Annotated in this window: 15 protein-coding genes and 1 riboswitch; of the genes, 7 read left to right on the forward strand and 8 right to left on the reverse strand. The window is 64.7% G+C overall.

What is annotated here, in order from left to right; genetic code table 11:
• Positions 1–71: 71 nt before the first annotated feature.
• The 4 genes from mntP to E1748_RS07945 all read right to left on the reverse strand — a co-directional run bounded on the left by mntP (position 72) and on the right by E1748_RS07945 (position 3,842).
• Entirely contained in the window at positions 72–641 is a 570-nt protein-coding gene (mntP, locus tag E1748_RS07930; protein WP_133646547.1) for a manganese efflux pump MntP, read from the reverse strand.
• Between the two features lie 5 nt (positions 642–646).
• A riboswitch (yybP-ykoY riboswitch) is annotated at positions 647–817 on the reverse strand.
• 57 nt (positions 818–874) lie between these two features.
• On the reverse strand, positions 875–2,320 hold the full coding sequence (locus E1748_RS07935; RefSeq protein WP_133646548.1) for a LutB/LldF family L-lactate oxidation iron-sulfur protein: 1,446 nt from the start codon (positions 2,318–2,320) through the stop codon (positions 875–877).
• Positions 2,317–3,027: a LutC/YkgG family protein gene (locus E1748_RS07940; protein WP_133646549.1), complete on the reverse strand. Its 711-nt coding sequence runs from the start codon at positions 3,025–3,027 to the stop codon at positions 2,317–2,319. The genes E1748_RS07935 and E1748_RS07940 overlap by 4 nt, the downstream gene beginning before the upstream one ends.
• Complete coding sequence (locus E1748_RS07945; RefSeq protein WP_133646550.1) at positions 3,024–3,842, reverse strand: (Fe-S)-binding protein; 819 nt, start codon at positions 3,840–3,842, stop codon at positions 3,024–3,026. The genes E1748_RS07940 and E1748_RS07945 overlap by 4 nt, the downstream gene beginning before the upstream one ends.
• A gap of 144 nt (positions 3,843–3,986) precedes the next feature.
• Here E1748_RS07945 and E1748_RS07950 point away from each other — a divergent pair, with 144 nt between their 5' ends.
• Complete coding sequence (locus tag E1748_RS07950) at positions 3,987–4,700, forward strand: FadR/GntR family transcriptional regulator (protein WP_240766406.1); 714 nt, start codon at positions 3,987–3,989, stop codon at positions 4,698–4,700.
• Between the two features lie 102 nt (positions 4,701–4,802).
• Positions 4,803–5,546 (forward strand): haloacid dehalogenase type II, encoded by a 744-nt coding sequence (locus E1748_RS07955; RefSeq protein ID WP_205965208.1) that lies wholly within the window; start codon positions 4,803–4,805, stop codon positions 5,544–5,546.
• 31 nt (positions 5,547–5,577) lie between these two features.
• Here the strand turns inward: E1748_RS07955 and E1748_RS07960 are convergent, their stop codons facing one another.
• The gene (locus E1748_RS07960; RefSeq protein WP_133646552.1) at positions 5,578–6,303 is read right to left on the reverse strand and encodes a GntR family transcriptional regulator; all 726 of its coding nucleotides are present in this window, start codon (positions 6,301–6,303) and stop codon (positions 5,578–5,580) included.
• A 150-nt stretch (positions 6,304–6,453) separates the two neighbouring features.
• Here E1748_RS07960 and E1748_RS07965 point away from each other — a divergent pair, with 150 nt between their 5' ends.
• The 5 genes from E1748_RS07965 (at position 6,454) to E1748_RS07985 (ending at position 13,956) form a co-directional block, all read left to right on the forward strand.
• Positions 6,454–7,674: a pyridoxal-phosphate-dependent aminotransferase family protein gene (locus tag E1748_RS07965; protein ID WP_133646553.1), complete on the forward strand. Its 1,221-nt coding sequence runs from the start codon at positions 6,454–6,456 to the stop codon at positions 7,672–7,674.
• A gap of 250 nt (positions 7,675–7,924) precedes the next feature.
• A complete protein-coding gene (locus E1748_RS07970; RefSeq protein WP_133646554.1) occupies positions 7,925–9,202 on the forward strand; it encodes an MFS transporter in 1,278 nt (425 codons plus the stop codon).
• 5 nt (positions 9,203–9,207) lie between these two features.
• The gene (locus E1748_RS07975; protein ID WP_133647294.1) at positions 9,208–9,960 is read left to right on the forward strand and encodes a 2-keto-4-pentenoate hydratase; all 753 of its coding nucleotides are present in this window, start codon (positions 9,208–9,210) and stop codon (positions 9,958–9,960) included.
• Positions 9,961–9,997: 37 nt separating this feature from the next.
• On the forward strand, positions 9,998–13,021 hold the full coding sequence (locus tag E1748_RS07980) for an FAD-binding and (Fe-S)-binding domain-containing protein (RefSeq protein WP_133646555.1): 3,024 nt from the start codon (positions 9,998–10,000) through the stop codon (positions 13,019–13,021).
• Between the two features lie 230 nt (positions 13,022–13,251).
• Positions 13,252–13,956: an SDR family oxidoreductase gene (locus E1748_RS07985; protein WP_133646556.1), complete on the forward strand. Its 705-nt coding sequence runs from the start codon at positions 13,252–13,254 to the stop codon at positions 13,954–13,956.
• Here E1748_RS07985 and E1748_RS07990 read toward each other — a convergent pair whose 3' ends face one another.
• Genes E1748_RS07990 through E1748_RS08000 form a run of 3 tightly spaced genes read right to left on the reverse strand, consistent with a single transcriptional unit; the run spans position 13,957 to position 17,012 of the window.
• Positions 13,957–14,898, reverse strand: coding sequence for an ornithine cyclodeaminase family protein (locus E1748_RS07990; RefSeq protein ID WP_133646557.1), 942 nt, complete (start codon positions 14,896–14,898; stop codon positions 13,957–13,959).
• Positions 14,895–15,851: a threonine/serine dehydratase gene (locus tag E1748_RS07995; RefSeq protein ID WP_133646558.1), complete on the reverse strand. Its 957-nt coding sequence runs from the start codon at positions 15,849–15,851 to the stop codon at positions 14,895–14,897. Before E1748_RS07995 ends, E1748_RS07990 begins: the two co-directional genes overlap by 4 nt.
• Before the next feature lie 15 nt (positions 15,852–15,866).
• A complete protein-coding gene (locus E1748_RS08000; RefSeq protein ID WP_133646559.1) occupies positions 15,867–17,012 on the reverse strand; it encodes a succinylglutamate desuccinylase/aspartoacylase domain-containing protein in 1,146 nt (381 codons plus the stop codon).
• Between the last annotated feature and the right edge of the window lie 6 nt (positions 17,013–17,018).

Here is a 17,018-nt window from a genome sequence, read left to right on the forward strand (position 1 = left end):
GCATCGCGTAGCGCGCAATGACACAGCAAGCGAAGGCTGTACGACGCACGCGTATCGCGAACCTACGACGCCTACGCGAAAATCTTCAGATGCTCGGCAAGAATAGTGCCGCCGATGCCGATCAGCACGACACCGCCGGCCAGTTCCGCGCGCCTCCCGGCGACATGACCGAGCACACGGCCCAACAGCACGCCAATCGTGACCATCAACGCAGTGGCGAGACCGATCGCCGCAGCAGTCGAATAGATGTTGACGTCGACGAACGCGAGGCCCGCGCCGACCGCCATTGCATCGATGCTGGTGGCGAAGCCGGTTAACGCGAGTAGCCAGAACGAGTGCGTCGCTGGCTTCTCCTCTTCGATCTCTTTCGCGGCAAAGCTGTTGAACACCATGCGGCCGCCCAGGATAAGCAGCAACGTGAACGCGATCCAGTGATCCCACGCGGACACGTATTGCGCGGCGGCCCTGCCGAGAAACCATCCGGCCAGCGGAGTCAGTGCTTCGATGACGCCGAAGATCAAGCCTGTTTTGAGGGCTTCGCTCCAGCGGGGACGATGAAGCGTCGTGCCCTTGCCGATTGCCGCGGCAAAGGCATCGGTCGACATGGCAAACGCGAGGAACAGAGTGGCAACGGGATTCATGAGAGGAGCGCTCAAGGTCGGGCGGAAAACCGCGACACACCATCGCGCCCGACCGGTCGCGTGGTATGTCGATGGTCTTGCCAACCTGACGGCTACCTGCACCACGGTCTGGGCGACCGAGAATGTTGATGCAGGCGCTTCTGGGTAGAAGCCGGCTACTCCCCAAGGACAGACGCGAGCATATCACGTCAGAAAGGCTTTTGTAATAACCCCGGGACTCCGCCGTGATTGCGCTATTCCGGCTGCCCCCGCTCGCGCAGCAGATCCGCGAGACTGCGCGGCGCCGGCACCAGTGGCGCGCGGTGGCGAGTCCAACCCATCTGCCGCGACGGCGTGAGCGCACGCAGCCGTGTCGCGGCCCAGCGGAACAGCCGGTACACGCGCGGATGCGCGAACGCGCCGCTCCAGAAACGCCACACGATATGCTCGCGTCGACTGAAGTTCGCGCCCTGGCCGCGCAGCGGATGCGCGACCGTTTCGTCGGGTGAGCGGTTCGCTTCGGTGCGCAGCCGGATCAGCAGCTTCGGAATCGGAATGCGCACCGGACACACCTCGCCGCATGCGCCGCACAAACTCGATGCGGTCGGCAGATCGGCGGTCGCATCGAGGCCGAGCAGATGTGGCGAAATGATCTTGCCGATCGGGCCGGGATACGTCGTGCCGTACGCGTGACCGCCGATCCGCGTATAGACCGGACAGTGATTCATGCACGCGCCGCAGCGGATGCATTGCAGCGTCGCGCGCAATTGCGTGTCCGCGTAGGCCTGCGTGCGACCGTTGTCGAGCAGCACGATGTGCATCTCGCGCGGACCGTCGAGTTCGCCTGCGCGGCGCGGTCCCGAGATCAGGTTGAAGTACGTGGTGATCGCCTGGCCGGTCGCGGAGCGTGTGAGCAGGCTCGACAGCGGCACGATGTGTTCGAGCTTCGCGACGACCTTCTCCATCCCCATGATCGCGATGTGCACGTCGGGCACGGTGGTCGACAGGCGGCCATTGCCTTCGTTTTCGACGAGCCACAGCGTGCCCGTGTCGGCGGCGGCGAAGTTCACGCCGGACAAGCCGATGTCCGCATCGACGAACGCGTGACGCAGTGCGCGCCGGCCGGTCTGGATCAGCTCGTCGACATCTTCGGTGTACGGCGTGTCGGGGATGTGTTCTTCGAACAGCGTGGCGATGTCGCCGCGCGTTTTGTGGATCGCGGGCATCACGATGTGCGACGGCTTCTCGCCGGCCAGCTGCACGATGTACTCGCCCATGTCCGACTCGATGCACTCGATGCCGCGTTCGCCGAGATAGTGATTCAGCTCGATCTCTTCGCTCGCCATCGACTTGCCCTTGATCACGCGCCGCGCGCCGCGTTCCTGTGCGATTCGATGGATGATCGCGTTCGCTTCGTCGGCGGTTTCGGCCCAGTGGACGTGCGCGCCGGCTGCGGTCAGCTTCGCCTCCAGTTGCACCAGCAGATCGGGTAGCCGTGCGAGCGCATGCTGGCGGATCGCTTCGCCGAGATCGCGTAGTGCGTCGAGTTCGGCATCGTCGGGGAACTGGACGGCGCGTTTCTGTTGCAGGAAGTCCATCGCGCCGCGAAAGCTGCTGCGCAATTTCGGGTCGTCGAGTGCGGCGCGGGCGCGGGCCTTGAAATCCGTCTGCGGGACGAAGTGCAGCGGTTGGGCGCTCATTGCGTGGCTCCTTCGTGCGCGTTTGCAGTATCGGTGACGATCACGACCCACACCTTGCGTGGGCCGTGCGCGCCGTATGCGAGCGTCTGCTGGATGTCGGAAGTCTTCGATGGTCCCGAGATCAGCACGAGATTCGTCGGCATGCCGTCGCGCCAGCGCTCGGCGTGCGCGGCCGCGTGCAGGTCCGCATGCAGCGTGTGCGCGTGCACGAGCGCGATGTGCAGCGGCGGCGCGAGCGAGACGGTGCGTGGTGTGCCCGCATCGGGTGCGACGATCAGCGTGCCCGTCGATGCGATGCCCGAGCGCGCGACGGTGAAGCCTGCGTCGATCGTGTCGAAGAGTTCGGTTTTCCAGTGTTCGATCGGCTGCGCGTAGGTGCGCGCGTTCACGTCGGGCGGCAGCGCGGCAGCGAGCGCCGCGCCTTCGGGTGTCGTCGTATCGAGCAGCAGATTGCGTACGCCCTCCGCCGCGAGACGCGCGGCCAGTTGCGCGGGCCACGTTGCGATGTCGGCACACCACACGTCCGCATGCGCGGCGGTGAGCATGGTTTGCATCGCTGCGATCCGCTCTTGTATCGACTGTGGTTGCGACGCGCGGCGGCCTGTGTAGTGCGCATCAATGCGTGCGTCGAGTTCATCGATCGATACGTCGGCTGTCGATGGCGCGGCGGAACGCAGTCGTCCGAGCATCCGTTCGCGTGCGTTCATGCTGCTTCTCCTGACTGCTTCGCTTTAGCCGCCTGCGTACTTGAGCCGCCGGTACGCCGCCACAAAAACGACGCAAGATGCTCGACCGGCAGCGGCGCATGCGCATGCTCGGCCGCGTGTCCGATGTTCAGCAGACAGCCGCAATCGGCGGACACGAGCCGGTCGCAGCCGGTCGCGCACGCAGACGCGATCTTGTCCTGCACCATCGCGCCGGAAATATCCGGATGCTTCAACGAGAACGTGCCGCCGAAGCCGCAGCACTCGGACTCGCGTACATGCTCGACGCGCGTAACGCCCGGCAGCGCATCGACGATCTCGACGCCGTGCACGCGTGTACCCATCTCGCGTCGCGCGGCGCACGACGTGTGCAGTACGACGGTTTCAGGTGCGAGCGTGGTGTCGGTGGGCGTATCGAAACGCAGCTTCAGCACACGCAGCAGGAATTCGCTGAGTTCGTACACGCGTGAAGCGAGTGAATCGGCTTTGGAGCGCGCGTCGGGGTCGTCTTCGAACAGCGTCGGCCAGTGATGCCGCATCATTCCTGCGCACGAACCGGACGGCACGACGATCGGCCAGGGCTCGCTAAACAGATCGAACTGCGCGCGTGCGACTGCGCGTGCCTGCTCAGGATTACCGCTGCTATACGCAGGCTGTCCGCAGCAACTCTGTGCGCGCGGAAAATGGACTGTCATCCCTTCGCGTTCTAAAAGCTTCACCGCATCGAGACCGGCCTGCGGTACGAACATGTCGACGAGACAGGTCGCGAACAGATAGACGTGACGCGGCCGCGTCTCGGGATAGGACCGCTCGTGCATGAGGTGTCTCCGTGGCTGGCCGGTCGGCATAGGGACGTCCGGCGTGTGGGGCAATAGCGCATAATTCCCGCTTCCCGCGCGGGGTTCAAATTGGTTGGACCAGTGGCGAGTGCAGAACCTGGGACAGAAGACAGAGGGGCAGCGATGAAAGACGACGGCACGTCCACGCGCGGCCGGGTCGAAGCAGTGATGCGCCGGCTCGAAACCGCGCTGCTCGACGGCACGTGGCGCGCAGGCGAACGCCTGCCTGCCGAGCGCATGCTCGCAGTGGAGTACGGCGTCGCGCGCAACACGGTACGCGAAGCAATCCAGCGACTTGCGGCGCGTGGTCTGCTACAAAGCCGGCGTGGGTCGGGCGTGTTCGTCACCGATCAGCTACGTACCGGCATCGCATCGCCGTGGGGGCAACTGGTCGCGGATCATCCGGCGCTGCGTGAAGACATTCTGGAATTTCGTCGCGTGCTGGAAGGGGCGACCGCTTACTTCGCGGCGCAGCGCGCGGATGCAGCGGACTTACGACGGATCGGCATCGAGATGCGCGAACTGGAACGAGCCCGCCGTCGCGACGACAAGGCCGCCGAAGCCGCCGCCGATGCACGTCTGCACGAAGCGATCGCACAGGCATCGCACAACACGATGTTCCTGCATTTGCATACGAGCGTGATCGGCATGCTGCGCGAACACATCGGGACCACGGGCACGGGGATACGCGAGCGCGACAGCGATGCATCCGCGCTGCTGCTGGTTCAACACCGGATGCTGTACGACGCGATTCGCGCGCGGCAGCCGGAAGAAGCGCGCACCGCGATGCAGACGCACATCGATTACGTGCGCAGCCGGACCGGCGACGACGATTGACGCCTGGCGTGTGAGCGTCGAGAGGTTCCGATCGTGTAGAAGGCACATCTTCAATGAGCTTGCGTCGTACGAGCCCGCAACACCGATAAAGAGGACATCACCTTGAACAGACGTCACTTCATGGCCGCGACAATCGCAGGCGCAGCCGTCGGTGCAATCCCGGCGTTGGCTGCGACGAACCGCATCAAGGCCGTCGCATTCGATGGCCTGGCGCTATTCGATCCACGTCCGGTGTTCGCATCGGCGGAAACGCTGTTCCCAGGCAACGGTCGATCGCTGGTCGCAACGTGGCGTGGCCGTCTCTTCGACTACACGTGGCTGCGCACGCTCACGGGAACCTACGCGGATTTTTTGCAGGTCGCCGACGATGCACTGATGTTCGCCGTAGACGCGGAAAAGATCGCCATCACCGATGCGCAACGTCACCAGTTGGTTGCCGCTTTCATGAACCTGAAAGCGTGGCCGGACGTGCCGCCGGTTCTCAAGGCGCTCAAGCAGCGGGGCCTGGGTCTCGCGCCGCTGAACGACTTCACCGTGCCGATGCTGGAAGCCGCGATCGCGAATTCCGGTTTGACCGGCGTGTTCGACCACTTGCTGTCCACCGATCTCGTGAAGGCCTACAAGCCCGATCCGCGCGCCTATCAAATGGCGGTCGACGCGTTCGGACTGCAGCGCGATGAGATTGCGTTCGTTGCCTTTGCCGGTTGGGATGCAGTGGGCGCGAAGTCGTTCGGCTATCCGACGATCTGGGTCAACCGTATGGCATCGCCGGCCGAACGGCTCGGCGTGCTTCCGGACGCCGTCGCGCAGAACTTCGAGGCGATCCCAGGTTTCGTGGGTTCGTAGATATCGCGGCCGCCCGTCCGCGAGCGTTGCATCAAGCCTTCAACGTCGCCCCCGCCGCATCCTCACTCGACTGCAACTGCAGCACCGCATCGCGCTTATCCAGCAGATGCTTGCGCAAAATCGTCGCGAGCCGTTTACCGTCGCGCGCTTCGAGCGCCTTCAGCATCTCGTCGTGATCGTGGATCGCGCGATCCCACTTCGGCACCTGAAAATTCGAACGAAACCGCAGCGCCTGCAGCCGCCGGTTCACCGCGATGTAGGTCTGCCGTAGCGCGCCGTTGCGGGCCGCTTCGTTGATCTTCTCGTGGATCGCCTGGTTGCGGCTGTAGTAGCCGGGCAGATCGTTCTGCGCGCGGCACGCGAGCATCGCATAGTGCAGCGCCTTGATCTCCGCAAGTTCGGCGGCGGTGATCCGCTCGCACGCGAGTTCGCCAGAAAACGCTTCGAGGCCGCTCATCAATTCGAAGGTCTCGCGCAACTCCGCTTCCGACATCTTCGATACCGACGCGCCGCGATTCGGCTCGATGTCGATCAGCCCTTCGGCGGCCAATACCTTCAGCGCCTCGCGCAGCGGCGTGCGCGAAATGCCGAGCGTTTCGCACAGCTCGCGCTCGTTCAGTTTCTTGCCCGGCACCAGCGCACCCTCGACGATAAAACGGCGGATGTGCTCGACGACCGTATCGTGCAGCCGCTGGCGCTCCACCTTGGGCAGCAGCGGGGGGGCCGGGAAATCCGCATCGATATCCGAATTTTGCATACAAAAATCCTGAAGCTGGTTTATGCCTATTTTATCCAAAGGATGACGAATACGTAAGGGTGGGCGTAAACCCTGGCGATTTTGCACTTGGGTTGACGGCGATTCGTTGATATAGTTTTTTGCATGCAAAATTCAATTCACGGAGATCGCATGCTAAAACTGGACTTTCATCCCGCCGGCCGTCACTTCCTGCAGATTCCGGGGCCGAGCCCGGTGCCCGACCGCATCCTGCGGGCGATGAGCTATCCGACCATCGATCACCGCGGCCCCGAATTCGGTGCGCTCGGGCTGAAGGTGCTCGACGGCATCAAGCAGATCTTCAAGACGAAGCAGCCGGTCGTGATCTACCCGGCGTCCGGCACCGGCGCATGGGAGGCGGCGCTGTCGAATACGCTGAGCCCCGGCGACACCGTGATCATGTTCGAGACCGGCCACTTCGCGACGCTGTGGAAGAAGATGGCCGAGAGCCTTGGCCTGAAGCCTGAATTCCTCGGCTTGCCCGGCATCGAAGGCTGGCGGCGCGGCGTGCAGCCGCAGATGATCGAAGCGCGGTTGCGCGAAGACACCGGCCACACGATCAAGGCCGTCTGCGTCGTCCATAACGAAACGTCGACGGGCGTCACGTCGGACATCGCGGCCGTGCGTCGCGCGATCGATGCGGCGGGTCATCCGGCGCTGCTGCTGGTCGACACGATCTCGGGTCTCGCGTGTGCCGATTACCGGCATGACGAATGGGGCGTCGACGTCACGGTATCGGGTTCGCAGAAGGGGTTGATGCTGCCGCCCGGCATCAGCTTCAACGCGATCTCGCCGAAGGCACTCGCGGCGAGCCGCGACGCGAAGCTGCCGCGCAGCTTCTGGGACTGGACCGAAATCGTCGAGATGAACAAGAGCGGCTACTGGCCGTACACGCCGAACACGAACCTGCTGTACGGCCTGTCGGAAGCGCTCGACATGATCCTCGACGAAGGGCTCGACAACGTGTTCGCGCGTCATGCGCGGCTCGCCGAAGCGTGCCGCCGCGCGGTGCGCGCGTGGGGACTCGAGATCCAGTGCGCGGACCCGGACGTGTACAGCCCGGTGCTGACCGGCGTGATGATGCCCGACGGCATCGACGCGGACGCGGTGCGCAAGCTGATCTACGAGCGCTTCGACATGTCGCTCGGCACGGGCCTTGGCAAGATGAAGGGCCGCATGTTCCGCATCGGCCATCTCGGCGACTGCAACGACCTCACGCTGCTCGCGACGCTCGCCGGTTGCGAGATGGGTCTGCGACTCGCGGGCGTGCCGCTCGCCGCGAGCGGTTTGCCTGCTGCAATGGCGTGGCTGACCGAGCAGTCGCATGCAACGAAGCTGAAGGCAGCCGCTTAACGACGTACAAGCGAGATGCACAAGCCGGCAGCATCCGCCGGCTTCGATAAACCATCCGTTCATTGAAAAGCAAATAGAAAAAGGGAGCGGGGTGATGCGCGCGATGAACCACGCGCATCACCTCTCGCGAACGCGCCGCAGAGCGCGGCGATTCACCACATGCAGGCCGACCGACCGCCCCCCAGTGCGCGGCGGGCAGCGGCGAAGCGCGCCATTCCGGCGTGCCGCCGACCAGCAACGGAGACAGACGATGAAGCGGTTTCGTTTGAACAGTGCGACCAGTATCGTTCTAGTGATGCTCTGCATCATGTACTTCATCACCTACCTCGACCGCGTGAACGTGAGTACGGCGGCGGCGGGGTTCGGCAAGGAATTCAGTCTTTCGCATACCGAAGTCGGACTCGTGTTCTCCGCGTTCGCGTATCCGTATCTCGTGTTTCAGATCATCGGCGGGTGGGTGAGCGATCGCTTTGGCGCGAAGCGCACGCTGATCGCGTGCGGTGCGATCTGGGCGCTCGCAACGCTGCTGACCGGCTTCGCCGGCGGTCTCGCGTCGCTGCTCGCCGCGCGCGTGCTGCTCGGTTTCGGCGAAGGCGCGACGTTCCCGGCGGCGACCGCTGCAATGTCGCGCTGGGTCGCGAAAGAACGGCGCGGCTTCGCGCAGGGCATCACGCATGCGGCCGCGCGGATCGGCAACGCGATCGCGCCGGGCGCGATCGTGCTCGTGATGGCGACATGGGGCTGGCGCGAATCGTTCTATATCTGCGGTGCGGTGAGTCTGCTGTGGGTGATCGTTTGGGCGGTCACGTTCACCGAACATCCGAAGGACCATCCGCGCATCACGACTGCCGAACTCGACGTGCTGCCCGCGCCGAAAACGAAAACCGCCAATGTGCCGTGGCGTCGCCTGTTCCGCCGGATGGCGCCGGTGACGATCGTCTACTTCTGCTACGGCTGGACGCTGTGGCTCTTTCTCAGCTGGATTCCGCAGTACTTCCTGCACAGCTATCACCTTGATCTGAAGAAATCGGCGGTATTCGCGTCGGCGGTGTTTTTCGCGGGCGTGCTCGGCGATACGCTCGGCGGCATCGTTACCGATCGCATCTTCGAACGCACACGCAACCTGCGGCGTGCACGCAGCTGGATGGTGTCGATCTGCATGCTGCTGACGCTCGTGGTGCTCGTGCCGTTGATGTTCGCGCACAACCTGTATGTATCGATGGTGTGCCTGTCGGCGGGCTTCTTCTTCGCCGAGATGACGATCGGCCCGATGTGGGCGATTCCGATGGACATCGCACCCGAGTATTCGGGCACCGCAAGCGGCATGATGAACACGGGCTCCGCACTGGCCGCGATCATCTCGCCAGTGTTCTCGGGCTTCCTGATCGACCGCTTCGGCAGCTGGGAATTGCCGTTCGCCGGCAGCATGCTACTGATGGCGATCGGCGTGGTGCTCGCGTTCCGCATGCAGCCCGACAGTCGTTTCGAAACGGACGCGGCGCCGGGCGCTCATCCGGCGGGAGCATGAACGCAATGTCCCATCCATTGACCCTGGCGCTCGCCGACGCGCGTCGCACGCAGACCCGCATCGCCGCGCTCGCGCCGCACGAAGTCCCTGCGGATGCGCAGACCGCCTACGCGATCCAGCACGAACTGCTGCAACACATGGACGCGCAGATCGGCGGCTGGAAGATCGGCGCGAAGTCCGACACCGGACCAGTGCAGGGCGCGCCGCTGCCGGCAGGCGGTTTGCTCGCGAGCGGTGCGCGCGTCGCCCGCAACGCGACGCTGCCGTGCGGCATCGAACTGGAAGTCGCGTTCCGCTTCGGACGCACGTTCGAGCCGCGCGCCGAACCCTATGACGACGCCGACGTGCTGGCCGGCATCGGTGCGATGGCGGCGACAGTCGAGATCGTCGCGAGCCGGTTTGCGGGCTGGCCCGACGTCGATCGTCTGGCGCAGCTTGCGGATCTGCAGAATCACGGCGCGTTGATCGTCGGCGAGTCGGTGGCGTATCGCGCGGATTTTTCGTTCGTTACGCCGTCGGTGCAGGTGCGCTTCGATGGCCGTGGCGTGTTCGACGGTGCGCCCGCGAATCCCGCCGGCGATCCGCGCCGGCTGCTCGCGTGGCTCGTGAATCATTGCACGCAGCAACGCGGACTCGCGGTGACACCGGACTGGATCGTCACGACCGGTTCGTACACCGGCATGTTTTTCCCGCCTGGCGGCGGCGTGCTGACCGCGCAGATCGACGGACTCGCACCGCTTCAGTTGACGCTCGAATAAGCGGCCGCGCCGCGCTCCTTCTCTAGATGCACACGCCATGACGCATTCCACTGCTTCGCTGCTGGTCAAGCCGATCCATCTCGTGCCGAGCGCGTCGCGCGCGCCGACGACGCCGCTCGCGAGCCGTCTACGCAGCGCGCTGCGCGGCGACGTGCTGTTCGACGCGGCGAGTCGCGGCCGTTACGCGACCGACGCGTCGATCTATCAGATCACGCCGATCGGCGTCGTCGTGCCGCGCGATCAGGCCGATCTGCGCCTCGCGCTCGATGTCGCGCGCAGCGAGAAAGCGCCGGTGCTCGCACGCGGTGCGGGGACGAGCCAGTGCGGGCAGACCGTTGGCGAAGCGCTCGTGATCGATACGAGCAAGTGGCTGAACAACATCGTCGACTTCGATGCGGAAGCGCGCACCGTGACCGTCGAGCCGGGTGTCGTGCTCGATCATCTGAACGCGTGGCTCAAGCCGCACGGGTTGTGGTTTCCGGTCGATGTATCGACGGCCGCGCAATGCACGATCGGCGGGATGGCGGGCAACAACTCGTGCGGCTCGCGCTCGATCGAATACGGCAACATGGTGCACAACGTCCACGCGATCGACGCGGTGCTCGCCGACGGCACCGAAGCCCGCTTCGGCTCGCTGCACACGAGACCCGATTACGCGCGGATGCGGCAGATCGTCGATGGCTTGAAGCGCATCGCGCTGCGCGAACGCGACGAGATCGTCGAGCGCATTCCGAAAGTGCTGCGTCGCGTAGGCGGCTACAACATCGATCTGTTCGACTGCCAGAATCCGCGCGCCTATAGCGACGACGGCGTGGCGAACCTCGCGCATCTGCTGGTCGGCTCGGAAGGCACGCTTGCGTTCAGCCGCCAGTTGACGCTGAAGCTCGCGCCGCTGCCCGCGCACAAGGCGCTCGGCGTCGTGAATTTTCCGACCTTCCGGCAGGCGATGGAACTCACGCAGCACATCGTCACGCTGCGTCCGGTGGCGGTCGAACTGGTCGATCGCACGATGATCGATCTCGCGATGAGCAACCCGGCGTTTCGTCCGGTGATCGAGAAGGCGCTGGTCGGCGAACCCGAAGCGATCCTGCTCGTCGAATTCGCCGGCGATACGCTCGATCCGCAACTCGCCGCGCTCGATCGTCTCGCGGAACTGATGGGCGATCTCGGCTTGCCGGATTCGGTCGTGCAGATGCCCGACGCGAACGCGCAGAAAGCGCTGTGGGAAGTGCGCAAGGCCGGGCTCAACATCATGATGAGCATGAAGGGCGACGGCAAGCCGGTGTCGTTCATCGAAGACTGCGCGGTGCCGCTCGAACATCTCGCCGACTACACGAGCCGCCTGACGGAAGTGTTCCATCGTCACGGCACCGAAGGCACCTGGTATGCGCACGCGAGCGTCGGCACGCTGCACGTGCGGCCGATTCTCGACATGCGCCGCGACGGCGCGCAGAAAATGCGCGCGATCGCCGACGAAGCCGCCGCGCTCGTGCGCGAGTACAAGGGCGCGTATTCGGGCGAGCACGGCGACGGGCTGTGTCGCGGCGAATGGATTGCGTGGCAGTACGGGCCGAAGTTGAATCGCGCATTCGGCGAGATCAAGCAACTGTTCGATCCGGAGAATCGCTTCAATCCGGACAAGATGGTGCGGCCGCCTGCGATGGACGATACGCGCAATTTTCGCTTCGCTCCCGGCTATCGCGAGCGGGCGCTGAAACCTGCACTCGACTGGTCCGCGTGGAATGTCGAACGCGATCCGCTGACCGGTGCGGAAACTGCGCCCGGCACCGGCGGCGATCTGGCGGGTGGTCTCGCGAAGGCCGTCGAGATGTGCAACAACAACGGCCACTGCCGCAAGTTCGACGCGGGCACGATGTGCCCGAGCTATCGCGTGACGAAGGACGAGCAGCACGTGACGCGCGGTCGCGCGAATACGTTGCGGCTCGCGTTGTCGGGGCAACTGGGCGAGGCGGGGCTTGCGAGTGTCGACGTGAAGAACGCGCTCGATCTGTGCGTGTCGTGCAAGGGCTGCAAACGCGACTGTCCGACCGGCGTCGATATGGCGAAGATCAAGATCGAGGCGCGCGCGGCGTGGGCGTCGCGTCACGGCATCGGGTTGCGCGAGAAGCTGGTCGCGTACCTGCCGCGCTATGCGCCGCTCGCGAGCCGGATGTCCGGGCTCGTCGCGTTCGCGAACAACGTGCCGGTCGTGTCCGCGTGGGCGAGACGTGCGCTGGGGTTCGCGCCGCAGCGGACGTTGCCGCGCTTCACGTCATCGTTTCTTGCGACGGCGGCGGCGCGGCAGAACACGCAGGATGCACAAAAAGAAGTCCTGCTGTTCGTCGACACCTTCAACGACCACTTCGAACCGGACAACGCGCGTGCTGCTCAACGCGTTCTCGAAGCGGCCGGCTACACGGTCCACTTCAACACAAAGCCAAATGACCGACCACTGTGCTGCGGACGCACGTTTCTAGCGGCAGGTCTCGTCGATGAAGCGAAGCACGAAGCGCGTCGCATGCTCGACATGCTCGAACCGTTTATCGCACTTGGCGTGCCGGTGGTCGGACTTGAACCGTCGTGTCTGCTGTCGCTGCGCGACGAATTCCTGCACTACGGTTTCGGCGAACGCGCGGCGCGTCTGTCGAAACACGCGTTCCTGTTCGAAGAATTCCTCGTGCGCGAGCATGACGCGGGACGTCTGAATCTCGATCTGCAACCGCTCGCGGACACGACGCAGGCGCTCGTGCATGGCCATTGCCATCAGAAGGCGTTTGCTGCGTTCACGCCGGTGCAGACGGTGCTCGGCTGGATTCCGCAGTTGAAGGTGTCGACGGTCGAATCGTCGTGCTGCGGGATGGCGGGCAGCTTCGGCTACGAAGCGGAGCATTACGCGGCGTCGCAGGCGATGGCGGAACTGTCGCTGCTGCCGGCGGTTCGCAACGCCGAGGCCGGCACGCTGACCGTCGCGGACGGCACGAGTTGTCGTCATCAGATCCACGACGGCGCGGATGTCGCCGCGCTGCACGTCGCTCGCGTACTGGAGCGGGCACTCCGATAGTCGTCGACCGAACGCGCCAATGAGAAAAATCAATGGCGCGTTGCTTGACTGAGTGCTTATGCACAGTTATCGTTCGATCCAGCGTTGGCGGTGTGCCGATCGCCCTTCAGAGTGAATATACACACTAAAAGGTGATCGATACCGCCGATCCGGCTTCGACCAAGCCCATCGAACACGCCGCGCGCGCATCGCTACGACACGCGCACGGCCCATTATTCTGGAGAAACAGCATGCAGATCAAAGGTAGAACCGCGCTCGTCACGGGCGCCAATCGCGGGCTCGGCCTGCATCTCGCGAAAGCACTGCTCGCAGCCGGCGCGACGAAGGTGTACGCAGCCGCCCGCAATCCGGCAAGCGTCGATATCCCCGGCGTCGTGCCGATCCAGCTCGACGTGACCGACCCCGCCAGCATCGCGGCGGCTGCGGAACGCGCATCGGACGTGGATCTGCTGATCAACAACGCCGGTATCGCGAACCCCGGCCCGCTGCTCGCTGCGGGTGCGGTCGAGCAACTGCGCGGTCATATCGAGACGAACGGCATCAGCCTGCTGACCGTCACGCAGGCATTCGCGCCGGTGCTCAAGCGCAACGGCGGCGGTGCGGTCGTGAACGTTCTGTCGGTGCTGAGCTGGGTGGCGCTGCCGAGTCTCGCGACGTACAGCGCGTCGAAGTCGCTGGGCTGGTCGCTGACGAACGGCCTGCGCCTGGAACTGCAAGAGCAGCAGACGCGTGTGTTCGCTGTGCATCCGGCCTACATCGATACCGACATGACGAAGGGTATCGACGGGCAGAAGAGCCGGCCCGAAGACGTCGCGCGGATCGTGCTCGAAGGCATCGAACATAATCTCGACGAAATTCTCGTCGACGACGTGGGCCGTCATGTGAAGCAGTCGCTGTCGTCGGCGACGCCCGCGTATCTCCCGCCTTCGGCCTGATCAGTCTGCGTTCAACACGCTCGCCGCAACCGCCGAGTCCTGCACCGCGACGCCGGTCAGATCCGCTACTGTGATCTGTGTGTCGTTTTGCCGGACCCGGCTGCCGCGCGCGAGCGCGACGCCGAGTTCCACCAGCGTTTCTTTCTCGACCAGTCCCGCCGACACCGCGTGCGAAATCTCGCCGTACGCGCTGCATTGCGCGATCGAATCGGCGACAACGATATCGGCCGCACCGACGATCCGCGGGTCGAGTTCCTGCTTGCCTAAACCATCCGCACCGACGGCGGTGATATGCGTACCCGGACGGATCGCATCGCGCGACAGCAACGCTTGCCGCGACGGCGTCGTGGTAACGATCAGGTTCGCGTGTCGCGCGACGTCGTTCGCGTCGCGCTGCGGATGCACGCGAAAGCCGAGCGTTTCGGCGAATGCCGCGTACGCATCGAGCGTCGCGTCGCTGCGGCCCCATACGTGGACCTCGCGGCATTCGGTGACTGCGCGCAAATATTCGAGTTGCAGACGTGCCTGCTCACCCGTACCGACAATCCCGATCGCGTCGACATGCGTCGGCGCGAGCAGCCGCGCAACGATTTGCCCCGCGAGCGCGGTGCGCACGCAGGTCAGCCAGCCCTCGTCCTGCAGCAGCGCGAGCGGTTCGCCGGTGCGTGCCGACAGCGCGAGCATCAAACCGTTATTGCTCGGCAACCCGCGCGACGGATTGCGATAGAACCCGGTCGATACCTTCACGACGAACGTGTCCGCGCCCGTCACGTACGCGGACTTGATGCAGCAGTCGCCGTCCGCGTCCGCGAACTGGAAGTTCTGCACCGGCGGCACCTGCGTCTCGCCGCGCGAATACGCGACGAAGCCCGCTTCGATCATTCGCACCGCGCGCGCCGCGTCGAAACGCGCAACGATTTCGTCTTTCGTCAGTACCTTCATTGAACCGCCGCGACGAACTTGTCGAGCATGATGTTGCGGCCGCACAGCACGACCGCGACCGCTTTGCCGCGATACGTCGGTGCAATCTGAAGCAGGCTCGCGAGCGCGACGCCGGCCGCGCCTTCGACCATCCATCGGTCGGTCTGCGCGAGGCGCTTCATCGCCGACTTGATCTCTTCCTCGGAGACGAGCACCGAGCGATCGATTACGCGTTGCGCGATCGGCAGCGTGATCGCGTCGGGCTCGACGCCGCCTGCGGTGCCGTCGGAAATCGTATCGCTTTCTTCGACCTCGATCACCTTGCCCGCCTGAATGCAGCGATAGAGCGTCGTCGCGTTCGCCGGCCAGCAGCCGATCACATCGGTCGTTGGGCTCGCCTGTTCGAGCGCCGTGCCGATGCCCGAGATCAACCCGCCGCCGCCGACCGATGCGAATACCGCTGCAAGTCCCGGATGCTGCTCGGCGAGTTCGAGGCCGACCGTCCCTTGTCCGGCGATCACGTCGCCGTCGTTGTACGGCGAGATGAACGGCAGACCATCGCGTGCCGCGCGGCGCGCAGCTTCGAGTTCGACTTCGAGCGTCGACGCGTCGATGGTGACGACCGTCGCGCCTAGCGCGCGGATCGCATCGAGCTTCACCGGCGCGGCCGTCACGGCTGCGTACACGGTGACCGGCACGCCGGCCAGCTTGCCCGCGAGCGCGACGCCCTGGCCGTGATTGCCGGTCGACACCGTCGCGACGCCGTTGCGTCGCTGTTCCGGATCGAGCAGGCGCAGCTTGTTCGTCGCGCCGCGAAACTTGAACGAGCCGGTGTGCTGCAGATGCTCGCATTTGAGAAACACATCGCAGCCGGTTTCCGCCGACAGCAGCGGGCTATGGGTGAGCGGTGTCACGGCGACCTGCGGCCGGATCGCGCGATGCGCGTCGACGATGCGCTCGTACAGACTGTCCATGAGGGTTCCTTTCGATCAGAAGTCTTGCAGCAGTTGACCCGTCTTGCGATGCGCGAGCGGCTCCATGCCGGCGAGCAACGCGACGCGCTGCCCTGCGCGCACGAGCGCGAACTGCTGCTGGACGACGACAATGCCGTCGACGTCGCTATACACCGGATGACGTGGCGCATCGAACGCACCGTCGAGCGGCACGATCTCGGCGATCAGTTCGCCTTTGCGGACCGCATCGCCGGGACGTTGCCGGTAGGTGACTAAACCGGCGGCGGGGGCGGGGACATGCGACGCGCCTTCGAGTGGGTAAATGCGCGGCGTTACTTTCAACGCATGATCCTCGTGATCGTTCCACTCGATCAACCCGTCAGCCGCAAGAAAACGCAGAATGCCGCGCGCGTCTTGTTCGGCCAGCGTATCGTCCACATCCGCCTGACCGCGCAGCTCAATCGACGCACAAAAACCGAGATGCGCATCGTCGACCAGGTCCGCGTCGCGCAGCGCACGCCATGGCTGCGTATACGCCTCGTCGATTGGACCGCCGCCCGCGATGTCTTCGAGAAAAACTGTCTCGATGCCGAGCGCGGCGGCGAGCGTCGTCGCGCGCGCCTGCTGTGCGCGGTTGCTGTACAGATGCAGGATCGCGCGCGTGTCGCAATGCAGATCGAGCACGACGTCGTGCTTCAACGCTTCGCGCAGGAGATGCAGTTTGGTTGCAGCGACCGGATCGTGCGCGCCGCGTTGTTCGAGCAACGCAGCGAACAACGCCTTGAACGCGCGCGTATCGTTGCGTGCAAGCGTGGTGCCGTTGCGGATCGCGTCGCACACATCATCGGTGATCGACGGGAAGCGGCGGTTGAAATTCTCGCCGTTGTCGAGATTGAAGCGCCCGACCGGCATCCCGAACAGCCGCTGCGCCATCCCGACCGGATTCGCAAACGGCCGCACGACGATGCGCCCGCGCAGTCGCCCATCGCGTTCGAGTTCGGCGAGATGACGCAGCAGGTGCGAGATCGCGAGCAGGCCAGGATGTTCGTCCGCGTGCAGGCCAGCCTGGATGTACGCGCTACGTCCGTTGCTGTCAGCGCAGTCGAACGTATGCGTGGTCAGCTGAAACGCCGCACCGGGTGCGAGACCCGGCAGATCGATCGATTCGGTAACGATGCTCATCGCGCG

Source organism: Paraburkholderia flava, from assembly GCF_004359985.1.
GTDB classification, from domain to species: Bacteria; Pseudomonadota; Gammaproteobacteria; order Burkholderiales; family Burkholderiaceae; genus Paraburkholderia; species Paraburkholderia flava.

Excerpts from the sequence above, each read along its gene's own strand:
- E1748_RS07970 (WP_133646554.1), top strand. The coding sequence starts at position 7,925 with ATGAAGCGGTTTCGTTTGAACAGTGCGACCAGTATCGTTCTAGTGATG.
- mntP (WP_133646547.1), bottom strand. The coding sequence starts at position 641 with ATGAATCCCGTTGCCACTCTGTTCCTCGCGTTTGCCATGTCGACCGAT.
- E1748_RS07950 (WP_240766406.1), top strand. The coding sequence starts at position 3,987 with ATGAAAGACGACGGCACGTCCACGCGCGGCCGGGTCGAAGCAGTGATG.
- E1748_RS07995 (WP_133646558.1), bottom strand. The coding sequence starts at position 15,851 with ATGGACAGTCTGTACGAGCGCATCGTCGACGCGCATCGCGCGATCCGG.
- E1748_RS07940 (WP_133646549.1), bottom strand. The coding sequence starts at position 3,027 with ATGAACGCACGCGAACGGATGCTCGGACGACTGCGTTCCGCCGCGCCA.
- E1748_RS08000 (WP_133646559.1), bottom strand. The coding sequence starts at position 17,012 with ATGAGCATCGTTACCGAATCGATCGATCTGCCGGGTCTCGCACCCGGT.
- E1748_RS07965 (WP_133646553.1), top strand. The coding sequence starts at position 6,454 with ATGCTAAAACTGGACTTTCATCCCGCCGGCCGTCACTTCCTGCAGATT.
- E1748_RS07960 (WP_133646552.1), bottom strand. The coding sequence starts at position 6,303 with ATGCAAAATTCGGATATCGATGCGGATTTCCCGGCCCCCCCGCTGCTG.
- E1748_RS07935 (WP_133646548.1), bottom strand. The coding sequence starts at position 2,320 with ATGAGCGCCCAACCGCTGCACTTCGTCCCGCAGACGGATTTCAAGGCC.
- E1748_RS07980 (WP_133646555.1), top strand. The coding sequence starts at position 9,998 with ATGACGCATTCCACTGCTTCGCTGCTGGTCAAGCCGATCCATCTCGTG.
- E1748_RS07990 (WP_133646557.1), bottom strand. The coding sequence starts at position 14,898 with ATGAAGGTACTGACGAAAGACGAAATCGTTGCGCGTTTCGACGCGGCG.
- E1748_RS07985 (WP_133646556.1), top strand. The coding sequence starts at position 13,252 with ATGCAGATCAAAGGTAGAACCGCGCTCGTCACGGGCGCCAATCGCGGG.
- E1748_RS07975 (WP_133647294.1), top strand. The coding sequence starts at position 9,208 with ATGTCCCATCCATTGACCCTGGCGCTCGCCGACGCGCGTCGCACGCAG.
- E1748_RS07945 (WP_133646550.1), bottom strand. The coding sequence starts at position 3,842 with ATGCACGAGCGGTCCTATCCCGAGACGCGGCCGCGTCACGTCTATCTG.